This is a genomic window from Phormidium sp. CCY1219, assembly GCF_055795085.1.
This window is the reverse complement of record NZ_JAYFEQ010000223.1, coordinates 1-13,229: the sequence shown is the minus strand read 5'-3', so window position 1 is coordinate 13,229 and position 13,229 is coordinate 1. Positions and strand designations below refer to the sequence as shown.

General features: G+C 50.8%; 7 protein-coding genes. 6 read left to right on the top strand and 1 reads right to left on the bottom strand.

Annotated features, from left to right (window positions below; translation table 11 throughout):
• Nucleotides 1-802: 802 nt before the first annotated feature.
• Nucleotides 803-1,753, bottom strand: coding sequence for an NAD-dependent epimerase/dehydratase family protein (locus AC0QH1_RS02020; RefSeq protein ID WP_324629104.1), 951 nt, complete (start codon nt 1,751-1,753; stop codon nt 803-805).
• A gap of 148 nt (nt 1,754-1,901) precedes the next feature.
• On the opposite strand from AC0QH1_RS02020, the gene purD reads away from it, so the two are divergent.
• From purD to AC0QH1_RS01990, 6 genes are all read left to right on the top strand, one after another.
• On the top strand, nt 1,902-3,188 hold the full coding sequence (gene purD, locus AC0QH1_RS02015) for a phosphoribosylamine--glycine ligase (RefSeq protein WP_324629103.1): 1,287 nt from the start codon (nt 1,902-1,904) through the stop codon (nt 3,186-3,188).
• A gap of 157 nt (nt 3,189-3,345) precedes the next feature.
• Nucleotides 3,346-5,571: an ATP-binding protein gene (locus tag AC0QH1_RS02010; protein WP_324629102.1), complete on the top strand. Its 2,226-nt coding sequence runs from the start codon at nt 3,346-3,348 to the stop codon at nt 5,569-5,571.
• A 17-nt stretch (nt 5,572-5,588) separates the two neighbouring features.
• The gene (locus tag AC0QH1_RS02005; RefSeq protein WP_324629101.1) at nt 5,589-6,290 is read left to right on the top strand and encodes a response regulator transcription factor; all 702 of its coding nucleotides are present in this window, start codon (nt 5,589-5,591) and stop codon (nt 6,288-6,290) included.
• A gap of 426 nt (nt 6,291-6,716) precedes the next feature.
• Nucleotides 6,717-10,370 (top strand): PAS domain S-box protein, encoded by a 3,654-nt coding sequence (locus AC0QH1_RS02000; protein WP_324629100.1) that lies wholly within the window; start codon nt 6,717-6,719, stop codon nt 10,368-10,370.
• Nucleotides 10,371-10,490: 120 nt separating this feature from the next.
• The gene (locus AC0QH1_RS01995) at nt 10,491-11,573 is read left to right on the top strand and encodes a sensor histidine kinase (RefSeq protein ID WP_324629099.1); all 1,083 of its coding nucleotides are present in this window, start codon (nt 10,491-10,493) and stop codon (nt 11,571-11,573) included.
• Between the two features lie 146 nt (nt 11,574-11,719).
• Complete coding sequence (locus tag AC0QH1_RS01990; RefSeq protein WP_324629105.1) at nt 11,720-12,577, top strand: GGDEF domain-containing protein; 858 nt, start codon at nt 11,720-11,722, stop codon at nt 12,575-12,577.
• Nucleotides 12,578-13,229 lie beyond the last annotated feature (652 nt).

The following is a 13,229-nucleotide window of genomic DNA, read 5'->3' as shown; positions in this document are numbered from 1 at the left end:
CAACTGTTACGAACCCTTCATCCAAGGAGAGGGTTTTTTCAACTTACCGATTAGTTAAACTCGGACTCGTTGGAAACCACGTTACCTCTCCTCCGCATGTGGCAAATACTACAACTTGACTTACCGATTAGTTAAAATCGGACTCGTTGGAAGCTCGAACTCTCCAGTCACGCCTGCGGAGGCTGTGACTCCATAACTTCTTACCGATCGCTTAAAATTGCACTCGTTGGAAAACCTTAGAAATCAACAATGGTACCCATTACTTCGGCTTCACTTCCCGATCGCTTAAAATCGGACTCGTTGAAAACCAGAACGTTGCGCCAGTAGCAGCATCCGTTACACTGCCGTCTCTACCGATTCATAACCATCAGGCTGAGGAGAAACCCCGTATCCTAAAAACCCCGATCGCATCTTCAACCGCCCAAAAAAAGAGAGATGTTTTCGCCACATCTCTCTCTTTTCGCGGTTTTCCTGCGATTGAAACAGCAACTTTAACTGAATTCCCGCTTTCGCAGAAATCACAACTCAAGTCGGTTGAAACCGACTAAAATATTTGTCCTGTAAGGCTTTCAGTCGGTTTCCAACCGACTCGAGCTATGAGGCGTGGGTTTGCAACCCACGCGCCTATCGTCGGGTGACTATAGCGCTGTCGCGCATGGCTTCGCTAGCGATCGCCTTAGCGCGATTTCAATCCTTTGAGTCACATATAATATAGTCACTAGGAGACAAAGCCTCCGGAGGCGTTCCCAGCTCATGCTGGGAACGAGTCGCGAGTGGCGGATACAGTATGTGATAAACCAACCTAGCCATACACTTCCTGAATCCAGGCCCATTCGCGGGTTAAGCCTTCTTCCAACGACACCAGGGGATTGTATCCCATGATGCGTTGAGCCTTAGACACATCCGCACTGGTATGACGGGCATCGCCCACAGCAGATTCGATATACTGGCGACGGATGGGGCGGCCCACCACCGTTTCCATCGTCTCGATGACATAAGCTAAAGACACGCGAGAACCGCCGCCGATATTGAACACTTCCCCCGGGGCATCCGGGGCAGTTGCCGCCCCCAAATTTGCGGCGATCGCATCGCTAACATAAGTAAAATCTCGCGTTTGCTGCCCATCGCCGAAAATGACAATTTCCTCATCTTTCAGCGCCGCCTGTAGGAACTTGTGAAACGCCATATCCGGGCGCTGACGCGGACCGTACACAGTAAAATAGCGCAATCCCGAGACCGGCACGCCAAAATTGCGATAATATAACAAACAAAGCTGTTCCGATGCCAACTTAGTAATCCCATAAGGAGAAACCGGTTGAGGGCAGGTATCTTCTCCCGTCGGCATCTTTTGTGCATTGCCATACACCGAAGAAGAAGAGGCAAACACAAACCGCTGCAGGTGTGTGGCATTTTTTGCTGCTTCCAGCATCACCTGAGTGGCATTCAGATTGCGTTCGGTATAACCGCGAAAGCCGGTGCCCCAACTGGCGCGCACTCCCGCTTGTGCCGCCTGATGGTAAACCACCGCCACATCATCGAGCAGCGATCGCCAATCCAAATCCTGGATATCCGCCTCAATCAGTTGAAAATCCGGGTGAGTAGCAAACGGCTTAATATTGTGCCGCTTAAAACTCGGATCGTAATAATCGTTAAAATGGTCGATGCCGATAACTCGTTCTTTGCGATCGAGCAATGCTTCCACCAAATGAGACCCGACAAAACCCGCCGCCCCCGTGACGATATTCGTAGCCATAATTCAAGCCCAGATAAACGCAAACCCTATTGTAACCAAACTCCGATTATCAATGCGAGTTGTTTTAGCATATTTTAAAGTAGAATCGAAGCCGATCGCGCCGGGTTTGCGCGCCCGGTAAAAACTGACCTTGACAGCGAGGATGAGAGTGAAAATTTTAGTTGTTGGTAACGGAGGGCGCGAACATGCCCTGGCTTGGAAGCTGCTACAATCCGATGAAATCGAGCGAGTGTTCTGCGTTCCCGGCAATGGAGGAACCGCCGCAATGGAACGCTGCGAAAACATTCCCTTGACAGTGGACAACTTTTCCGGTATAAAAGACGCCGCCAAAGAGCGGGGCATCTCCTTAGTCATCATCGGACCGGAAGTGCCCCTAGCGATGGGAATTGCCGATTACCTGCAGCAAGAGAACCTGATGGTATTCGGGCCGAGTCAAGCCGGCACCCAACTAGAAGCCAGTAAATCCTGGGCGAAAGGATTCATGCAGGATGTGGGAATTCCCACCGCGCGATCGGCAGTATTCACCGACGAAGAAGAAAAAGCAGCGATCGCCTATGTCGAAAAAAACGGCGTCCCCATCGTCATCAAAGCCGATGGATTAGCAGCCGGCAAAGGCGTCACCGTTGCCACCACCCGAGAAGAAGCCAAAAACGCCATTCACGACTCATTTGCCGGGAAATTCGGCTTATCGGGCGAGTGCATCGTCATCGAAGAATGCTTAACCGGGGAAGAAGCCTCCGTACTTGCCATTACCGATGGATTAACCGTGCGCCCCTTACTGCCCGCGCAAGATCACAAAGCGATCGGCGAAGGGGATAGCGGACCGAATACTGGCGGGATGGGAGTCTATGCCCCTGCCCCCATCGTCACCCCAGAATTAATGGACCGGGTGCAAACCGAGATATTAGAGCCAGCGATCGCCCGCATGCGAGAAAGAGGCATAGACTATCGCGGCGTTTTGTATGCCGGCTTGATGATTTCCCCCGACGGCGAAGCCAAAGTCTTAGAATTTAACTGTCGCTTCGGGGATCCGGAAACCCAAGCCATTTTGCCCTTATTAGAAACCCCCCTGCACGAACTTCTTCTCGCCTGTGCCCAGCAGCGACTCAGGGAGATGCCCCCGATTCGCTGGAAAGCGGGAGTCTCCGCCTGCGTGGTCATGTCAGCCAAAGGATATCCTGGAGACTATGAAAAAGGAAAAGCGATCGCCGGATTAGAGAAAGCCGCCGCCCGGGGGGCGATAGTCTTTCATGCCGGCACCGCATTAAAAGACAGGCAACTGGTGACGGCGGGGGGACGAGTCTTGGGCGTCACCGCCTTAGGCGAAGACTTCGATCGCGCCTTTGCCAATGCCTATGCCGGCATCGAGTGCATCGAATTCGACGGTGCATACTACCGAAGAGACATCGGACATCGGGTGCGATCGGCGCAATAGAATTCCACGTGCAACAATATAAGTAAAGCAAAAAACTCATCCCACCGATGCGGGAGTGGCATTTCTGTCACCCGATGAAGCGCATCCGGGTCAGCACTAGCCCCCCGCATCGGCAAACCTTGAATTATCATTGCCTTCCCTAGAGAACGGAAGAACCTTGCTGGCTATACTCAAACAAATCGGAGAAATCATTGCCCGTTGGTGGTCCGACTTTACCATGCAGACCAAACTGATGGCTGCAGCCACATTAGTCGTGTCATTAGTAATGAGCGGGCTGACATTTTGGGCCGTCAACACCATTCAGCAGGATGCCCGCCTTAATGACACCCGCTTTGGGCGCGATTTAGGGCTGCTGCTGGCTGCCAACGTAGCCCCTTTAGTTGCCGAACGCGATCGCGAACAGGTGGCGCAGTTTTCCCATCGGTTTTACAGCAGCACCAGCAGCGTGCGCTACATGCTTTATGCCGATGCAGAGGGAAAAATCTTCCTCGGGATTCCCTTTTCCCAATCCGAGGTGCAAAATTCCCTCACCATTCAGCGTCGCATACAGCTTCCAGTGGGTTTTGCCACCCATTCCGAATTGCCGATGGTGCGACAGCATCGCACCCCCGATGGAGAAGTCGCCGATGTATTCGTGCCCTTAATTCACGAAGGAGAGTATTTAGGGGTACTCGCGATCGGGATCAATCCCAACCCCACCGTAGTCACCTCCTCGAATTTAACCCGAGATGTGACCATTGCCGTATTTATCTCCATTTGGGTAATGGTGATTTTAGGAGCCGTATTCAACGCCCTGACCATTACCAAACCCATCAAAGAGCTGCTGGTGGGGGTAAAAAATATTGCCGCCGGGAATTTCAAGCAGCGAATCGATTTACCCGCCCAGCGAGAACTCAGCGAATTGATCGGCAGTTTCAACGAGATGGCGGAACGACTAGAACGCTATGAAGAGCAAAATATCGAAGAGCTAACGGGGGAAAAAGCCAAACTAGAAACCTTAGTATCCACGATCGCCGATGGCGCAGTTTTGCTCGACACCACCCTGCAAGTAATTCTCGTCAATCCCACCGCCCGACGAATTTTCGGCTGGGAAGGCAAAAACATCGTCTCCGAAAACGTCCTCTCCCTGCTACCCGCCCGCATCGCCACCGAATTAAGCCCCCTACTCTCGGAAATGGCAACCGGAGACTTTCCTCCGCCCCGCAACGAGTCGGAGAGCGACAATACCGATGCCACCTATCTGTACCCCTCTCGAGAAGGAGGAGAATTCCGCATTACCTTAACCGAACCCACCCGGCGCACCGTTCGCATTTTGTTGACTACTGTCTTGTTGCACAAAGCGCGGGGGGAAGAACCCCTGTGCAACAGTTGCACCTATCATTTGGAGAATACCTGCTTTGCGCCGCAACATCCCTACGCCCGGGAATGCACCCTTTATCAAGAAGACGAGCAAACCAATCCGTTAGAGCATCATTATCGCGAAAGTCTCAAAGGGATTGCGATGACGGTGCAGGATATTACCCGCGAGGTGGAACTCAACGAAGCGAAAAGTCAGTTTATCAGCAATGTGTCCCACGAACTGAGAACGCCGTTGTTTAACATTAAGTCATTCATCGAAACCTTGCACGAATATGGCGAAGACTTGAGCGAAGAAGAGCGGCAGGAATTTCTCGAAACCGCCAATCGCGAAACCGATCGCCTCACCCGGTTGGTGAACGACGTACTGGACCTCTCGCGCCTGGAATCCTGTCGCGTCTATCATTTTGAAGCGGTGGACATCCTCCAACCGGTGGAGCAAACCCTGCGAACCTACCAGCTCAATGCCAAGGATAAAAACATCGAACTGATTCAAGATGTTGCGCCGAATTTGCCCCCAGTGGTGGCTAACTACGACCTTTTGCTACAGGTGTTTGCTAATTTGGTAGGAAATTCCCTGAAGTTTACCGAATCGGGAGGACGGATCGCCATTCGGGCGTATCTCGTTGACCCAGAAGAGGAAGAATCGAAAGGCAACCCGCAATGTTCGATTGTCAATCCTCCATCCCAGCAGAATTCGCTAATGGTGCGGATTGAAATTGGGGATACGGGGATTGGCATCGATACGGAAGATCGAGAGGCGATTTTCGATCGCTTTTTCCGGGTGGAAAATCGGGTGCATACCCTGGAAGGCACGGGATTGGGTCTCTCGATTGTCAAAAATATTATCGAAAAGCATCATACTCAGGTTCATCTGGTGAGCGAAGTGGGGGTGGGTACCACGTTTTGGTTCGACCTCGCCGTTTATCAATCTCCAGAATCCCCCGAAGAACATACCGAGTCAGGGGCGATCGCTCCGAGTAATGGCTCCGCGATCGCTAATTTTACCCCGGCGAAGGTTATCTAAACACTGCTTTTTTAGCCATGAAAATCCTAATTGTTGAGGATGAACTGGAAATTTCGCGCATCGTTCAGCGCGCTTTAGAAGCGGAAGGATTTACCTGTCTGACTTGTCGCGATGGGTTGACGGCGTTGCGCCTATTTGAAGAGGAACAACCGGATTTGTTGGTGTTGGATCTGATGCTTCCCGGGTTGGATGGATTGGAGGTTTGTGCCCGCATCCGCCAGCAACCCGGTCCGAAAGATCCTTACATTTTAATTTTGACGGCGCGCGGGGAAGAAATCGATCGCGTCATCGGGTTGTCTACCGGGGCGGATGATTATATGGTCAAACCGTTTAGTCCCCGGGAATTGGTGGCCCGGGTGCGGGCATTGTTGCGACGCAGTTTGCGTCAAGGGGGCCAAAGTTCGCAAGTTTATCAAACCGAACATTTTACCTTGGATCTCGATCGCCGAATTGCCACTCGCCAACTCAATGGCGACACTGAAGAAACTTTGGATTTAACTACGTTGGAGTTTAATTTGCTCTCCACCTTTTTGAGCTATCCCGGGCGAGTGTGGAAGCGATCGCAGCTCATTGAAAAACTCTGGGGCGATGACTTTTTTGGTGACGAGCGAGTGGTGGATACCCACGTGGCTCGCTTGCGAAAAAAAATCGAACCGGATCCGGCAAATCCTTCTTTTATTAAAACCGTGATTGGCGTGGGATATAAATTTGAAGACTGAATCCCACCCGATTGCCTCGTTTGTTCTTTCCCTTTCCTGTGCCTAACCTCCAAGCCTCGATCGGGTTGGACTTTACTCATTACCATAGAGTTAGCGGTTTGTAGGGTAGGCAGGCAATAGAACAGATAGGCGATCGGCACCGCTCTCCACTGACTTTGCCCACTCTACCATGTTGTACTGATTACCACAAAACTAGAACAAAGTCAAGAAAAAAATTGTAATTTGGCAGCGATCGCGATCGCCCCTGGCTCTGGCGATTTATGCTACAAATGACACTAAGGGACTACCCTATCCCGCCGATATGTTGAAATTCCCGAAACCGCCATGAGAAACCGCTGAAATTTGGAAAAAAATGCCACTTTCAAATGCCGATTTGATTCGATTAAATCGGTTTAATTTTACAAAAAAAGCTTAATTTAAAAGCCAGTGGTGATTTATCGGCAGCCGATAACTAGCGCGATCGCCCCGGGATTTACTTGTCATCATTTGCGCGATAAACGTATGAATTCACCCGCACAGACCCCACACTCTCCAGAGCCGATTTCGGCAGCGAAAAACGACGCCGAATCCCTTAACCTGATTTCTAGTATATTTTTTAACCTCTCTGCCGATTTATTTTGTATTATCGGCGCTGATGGATATTTCAAGCGCGTCAATCCGGCATGGACCGGGGTATTGGGATGGAACCCAGAAGAACTGCGCTCCCATCAGTGGAGCGAACTGGTTCACCCGGAGGACCGAGAGTTCTCGATCGTCAAACCGCCAACCCCCGAAAAAGCGGATGTTGCCTGTAAAAATCGCTATCGCCAAAAAAATGGCACCTACCGCTGGATTTCCTGGAAAGCCTCCCACTACAAAGACGGACTCATCTATGCCGTAGGCAGAGACATCACCGAACAGCAAGAGTTAGAAGCGGCAGCGAGACAAAGGGAGCAACAATATCGTACCCTAGTAGAGACCTCGCGGGATTTAATTTGGTCCGTGGATTTGGCAGGAAACTGGACTTTTGTCAACCCAGCGATGAAAGAGATTTACGGGTACGAACCCCACGAGGCGATCGGGCGGTCATTTTTGGAATTTATGACCCCAGAGCAACGGGAGAAAGATGCAAAGGTCTTCGAGGGAATTAAAGCTGGCGAATCCTGCTTTCGATACGAAACCATGCATCAGCGAAAAGATGGTACGCCGGTTTATCTCAGTTACAATGCCGTAGTTTTGCGCGACTCGCAGGGCAATATTATCGGCACCACCGGCACCGCCACCGACATCACCCAACGCAAGCACTACGAAGCGCAGCTGAGACAATCCCAGCAAAAACTAGAGATCCATCTGGAGAAAACCCCCCTCGCGGCGATCGAATGGAACCTGAATTTTGAAGTTAGCAACTGGAATCGTGCCGCCGAAAGCATTTTTGGCTACAGAGCCGAAGAGGCGATCGGGCGTCACGCCCTCGACTTGCTCGCGCCAGAACATGCCAAAGTTGAGATTAACGATATTTTGCAAGCTCTGCTGAACCAACAGGGGGGAATTTACAGCACCAACGAGAACGTTACCAAAGATGGGCGGATTATTATCTGCGAATGGCACAACACCCCATTAGTCAACGCCGCCGGTGAAATGGTAGGGGTAGCATCCTTGGTGCAGGATGTCACCGATCGCATTCAGACCCACCGCGCCCTAGAACAGAGCCAAAAGCGGTTCCAGAAACTCGCCGATAACCTGCCTGGAATGGTCTATCAGTACCTCATGCGAAGCGATGGGTCTAGTGCGTTTCCCTATGTTTCCTCCGGTTGTCGCGAACTGCTCGAACTCGAGCCAGAATATATCCGGGAGCATCCAGATGCAGCGATCGCCCTGATTCACCCGGATGACTTAAGCGCCTACTACGACTCCCTAGCAATCTCGATGGCAACCCTGCAACCCTGGCGGTGGGAAGGGCGGTTTATCCTGCCTTCTGGAACCCTCAAATGGCTGCAATCTGCGGCGCGTCCGGAAAGACAAGCGAATGGGGATCTGCTTTGGGAAGGGGTGGTTCTCGATATTACCGAGCGCAAACAAGCTCAAGACGCAGTAGCCAGAAGCGAAGCGAAATGGCGCGCTTTGATTCAAAATAGCTCGGATCTGATTGTCATCTTGGATGCCGAGGGCGTCATCCGCTACCACAGTCCCTCAACAGAGCGCATCTTAGGCTATTCTAGCAGTTCCCTGCTCGGGGAAAATGCCGCTGCGTTCATTCATCCCGAGGATTTAGACAACGTTGCCCAAGCCTATGAAGAAGTGTGCCGCCACCCGCAAGCGACGGTAAAAATCGAGTATCGCGTGCGCCACGTCGAGGGATATTGGCTATTTCTCGAATCGATCGCAGCCAATTTGCTGGAAGAACCCGCCGTTGCAGGGTTAGCGGTCAACTCCCGCGACATCACCGAACGCAAGCACGCCGAGGAGGCGCTCATCTACGCCAATGTGGAACTCGAACACCGGGTGGAGAGCCGCACGGTGGAACTGAGAAGCAGTTTAGCTCAATTGCGCCAGGAAATCATCGCCCGATCGAGCATGGAAAATGCCCTGCGCGAGAACGAACAACGATTCCGGGCGATTTTTCAAAATGCGGCTATTGGAATTGCCGTCAGCAGTCTCGACGGACATCTGTTAGATTGCAATCCCGCCTTGCAAGCTATGTGGGGCTATTCCAAGCGAGAATTGCTTGGCAAACCCTTGGAAGAATTGAGCGATCCGCAAGAGTGGTCGACAGAAAATAAATTAGCGGAGGAGATGTTAAGCGGCGGGGCACCGGGGTATGGAATGGAAAAACGCTATCGGTGCAAAGATGGGCGGGTGATTTGGGGTCGCTTGAGTGTTTCGCTGGTACGCGATCGCACCGGTGAGCCGCAATTTGCGATCGGGATGGTGGAAGATATTACCGCGCGCAAACAAGCGGAAATGGAACTGATGCTCACCCGCAAGGCGGTGGAAAGTTCCAGCGACGCGATCTCGATTGCCGATCGCACCGGACGCCATATCTATCACAATCAGGCGTTTTCCCAGTTGTTTGAATACCACACCCCGGAGGAGTTGAATGCGGCGGGCGGACCCCAGGTGCTTTATGTGGATGCGGCGATCGGCGCGCAAGTTTTTGACAGGATTATGGCCGGTGAGTCTTGGAGTGGAGAAGTCATCATGCGAGGGAAAAGCGATCGCATCCTCCAGGTCCTCCTGCGAGCCGACGCCATTAAAGACCCCTCGGGACAAATTGTCGGCCTCATCGGCATCAGTACCGATATTTCCCAGCGAATCCGCGCTGAAGAACAAATCAAACATGCCCTCCATGCTGCAGAAGCGGCAAACCGCGCCAAAAGTACCTTCCTGGCCAATATGAGCCACGAACTCCGCACCCCGCTCAATGCCATTATTGGCTACAGTGAAATCCTCACTGAAGAAATGGAAGACCTCGGCGCGGCGGATTTAATTCCAGATTTGCATAAAATTCGCACCGCCGGCAAACATTTGCTGGCTTTAATTAACGATATCTTAGATATCTCTAAAATCGAAGCGGGACGCATGACCCTGTACTTGGAACGGTTCGAGGTCAAACTGTTACTTCAAGAAATTATCAATACCGTCCAACCACTGGTGCAAAAAAATCGCAATTCCTTAATTCTTACCTGCGAGGAGTCGGTAGAAACCATGTACGCGGATCTGATGAAAGTCCGCCAAATTCTGTTAAATTTGCTCAGCAATGCCGCAAAGTTTACTCAAAACGGTCGGATTACAATAGAAGTAACTCAAGAAGACAATCGAGAACCTTCTTCTCCTGGGGAATCCTTGGTGCGCTTTCGCGTCACCGATACCGGCCTCGGAATCTCTGTAGAACAAATGGAAACGATATTTCAGGCATTCCAGCAAGCGGATCTTTCTACCACCCGCCAATATGGGGGAACTGGGTTGGGACTGGCGATCGCGAGGCGCTTCTGTGAGATGATGGGGGGTAAAATTTCGGTGCAAAGTCAAGTGGGAGAAGGCTCGACCTTTACGGTTGAATTGCCGATGGAAGTTAAGGAGAGTTCCACCGATTCCTCGTGAAGCAGGCAAGGAGTTGAGGTTTGCTCTCGTCTTCAGGGGAGAAAGGGCGATCGCACCCTTCCTGACCCATTCATTCAATCCCAGGGCAACTGGCGAAGGTTTTATGCCATGATTGAAACTATGAGCAAACTCAGATTGCGATCGCGTTTATTATTCTCTCATCTGTTCGTCCTCCTGGTGGGCGTTATCGTTTTGGTGATTACCGGCAAGCTCTCTTCCCCGCGCTTTTTTGTGGTTCATTTGCAACAACTCGAAGGCCAAGGGTTTAACCTGCGCTACGTCCGCACCTCGCTTGTGGATGTGTTTGAAACTACCTGGAATCGCGGCACGTTTTGGTCCGTTATTGTGGGTACAACCAGTGCGGGGTTGTTGAGTTATGTGGTCGCCAAACGTATCACGAAACCCCTGACTCAACTGGAAGAAATTACCCAAAAATTTGCCACCGGTCATCTCGATGCCCGCATGCCAACTAGCGAAATTCCCGAACTCAACCGCCTTGCGGCTAGCTTTAACCGTATGGCTGCCAGTTTGGAAAATGTGGAAAATCGACGCCGAGAATTGATTAGCGACCTGACTCACGAACTGCGAACTCCCCTAACTATCGTGCGCGGCAATTTAGAAGAACTGGAAGATGGCACCCTACCCCCGGATCCGGAAATTTATCACCGATTGAGCCAAGAAATGCGCCGCCTGGAACGGTTGGTTAACGATCTGCAAGAACTGTCTAAAGCGGAGGCGGGTTATCTACCGATAAATCTGCAACCCATTAACGTTCTTCCGATTTTAGAGGCATTAGTGGAGCGATTCGCCGATCAATTGCTCGAAGTTGGGCCAGATCTGCGATTGGAAGCACCCGCGCAATTGCCCCCAGTCTACGCCGATCGCGATCGCTTGCAGCAAGTTTTGGTCAATTTGCTGGGCAATGCCTTGCGTCATACCGCTACTGGGGAAATCGTGGTGCGCGCTAGAACCGGTACCGGTTATCTTTGGATCGCCCTCTCCGATACGGGCACCGGTATCCCTCCGGAGGATTTACCCCACGTGTTCGAGCGCTTCTGGCGCGGCGAGTCCGGCGGCGGGACGGGCACCGGCATCGGATTGGCAATTTCGCGCCGTTTAGTAGAATTACAAGGTGGTCGCATCGAAGTGGAAAGCGAACTCGGACAGGGCAGTACCTTTCGCTTTTGTCTCCCTTTGGCTTGAGCGATTGGATTCCTCTGGAACGAATTTTCTCGGGGGGTTGAAAATGCGATCGGCGATTTGGGCACTTTGTGCAATTTACGCAATTTATGCTTGCACCGCTTTCCTTTTTACGTTCTGCAATTTATGCAATATTTACTTTGATAACCGTGATTTTGATGACCAAAAGCGAGGTAAAAATGCAGGAAGAAAAAATTTCTAAAGAACGTCTACTCTGGAAACTGGAAAAACTCCGCCTGGAAGTCAGTAACTTGAAGCAGGAACAAACCGATCTGGAACTGTCTGTTGAATCCCTTTCCCTTCGCGCTCAGCAACTTGAATATCTGTTGTCCCAGTCAAATGAAAAACTGGAAGCGGAAATAAGCAACCGCCAGAGTCGGGAAAAAACCCTACAGTTTGTTATTGCTCTTTTACTGCGGGAAAAAGCCGATCTGGAAATTATGCTGGAAACCACCATCGAACATGCCGATATTGTGGAAGAACTGTTGCACGATCGCTGCATTCGCGATCCGCTCACCGGTCTGTTTAATCGCGGTTATTTGGAAAAATCTCTGCATCGTGAAATCTCCCGCGCCCAACAAAATCAGCGATCGCTCGGCGCAATTGTGGTGGATGTGGATCATTTTAAACGCTTTAACGATACCTTCGGTCACGAAGCAGGCGATTTGGTGCTGTGCGAATTGGCGCGCTTCCTGCAAACCGAAAGTCGTCCCGCCGATATTGTCTGTCGCTATGGCGGTGAAGAATTTCTGTTAATTCTACCCGAATCCTCGTTGCAAGTGACTCAGAACCACGCTGAATATCTGCGCCAACAAGTTAAACAGCTACAGTTGCACTATGGCGATCGCCCCTTGAACAACATTACAATTTCAGTTGGCGTGGCCCTCTTTCCCCAACATGGCACTACCGCTCAAGCTGTGTTTCAAATGGCCGATGCGGCTTTATACCGCGCCAAAAGTCAAGGACGCGATCGTGTGGTCGTCGCCGAACTTCCAGTTTTTGAATAACCCCCTTTAATTTATCAAATACCCCCATAATAATTCTTTTATTTTTGATTTAATTTCCAGAGCTAAACCCAACGTAGTTTGGGCATTTTTTAACCTACAATTCCATCAAAATCAAAAAATAATACTGCCGAAAAATTCAAACTGATTATTTTTGATTGAATTCCCGAAGTAAAAAAATACCTAGTTTAAGCAATTCATAGCCTACAATTTCATCAAAATCAGTGAGTCATCCCATTTTTCAAAACCCCCGATTGTCTTGGATGCTCCCAACCCCCGTACTCTAAACGTTTATTCCTCTGTCCTCCCCCTTTTTAAAAAGAATGGCAGGGGTATTCAAAGGGGCTACAGATATGAATCTCTAGCAATTATAGAAAAAGGATATATAGCAGTTCTCCTATTGGTGAGGTAGAGAATTTTTCACCTCGGAGGTGCCGACTCGGTTGGGACACAAATGCCTGCTTACTACATCAAGAAAGAGAGCTGCTATATTTCACTACCACCACGCGATCGATGGAAAGAAACTCTCGCGATAACCGCAACAGTTATTTCACCGCCAGCCCAACCCTCCACTCCAAGGCTGGAAAAAAACTGTTGCGTTCGCCTGATGGTTATTTCCCCAGCAGTCCAATCCAGGGCTGGAAAAAAACTGTTG

Excerpts from the sequence above, each read along its gene's own strand:
- AC0QH1_RS02005 (WP_324629101.1), top strand. The coding sequence starts at position 5,589 with ATGAAAATCCTAATTGTTGAGGATGAACTGGAAATTTCGCGCATCGTT.
- AC0QH1_RS02020 (WP_324629104.1), bottom strand. The coding sequence starts at position 1,753 with ATGGCTACGAATATCGTCACGGGGGCGGCGGGTTTTGTCGGGTCTCAT.
- AC0QH1_RS01995 (WP_324629099.1), top strand. The coding sequence starts at position 10,491 with ATGAGCAAACTCAGATTGCGATCGCGTTTATTATTCTCTCATCTGTTC.